Here is a 290-nt window from a genome sequence, read left to right on the forward strand (position 1 = left end):
AGAAAGCGCCGGTTGCCGGTGCGGTCACGGGGCAAAAAGTCCTGCCGGTTGGTCGTCCCTCCAAATACACATTGCCGCAGCCGGTCTGCCGGATGTGTCTCATACGGCACTTTGTAGGTTTCTTTCTGGCGGCTTAAGAATGACTTGATTTCCTCAATACTCTTGGCGTTGGCTGTGGCGATCATCTCCGACATCTCGATAATCCAATGCCCTTGAAGCTTGCGGTACACATTTTCATCGTCCAGCTTCTTCAAATCGTCTGAAAACCATTCGTCCCTGCCTGCCAGCAG

General features: G+C 52.8%; 1 protein-coding gene. It reads right to left on the reverse strand.

Annotated elements, in window-relative coordinates; genetic code table 11:
- Positions 1 to 290 (reverse strand): virulence-associated E family protein (locus DW835_RS18575; protein ID WP_243037246.1); only part of this gene is annotated, 290 nt, incomplete at both ends.

This window comes from Clostridium sp. AM34-9AC (assembly GCF_003480225.1).
Lineage (GTDB): Bacteria > Bacillota > Clostridia > Lachnospirales > Lachnospiraceae > Acetatifactor > Acetatifactor acetigignens.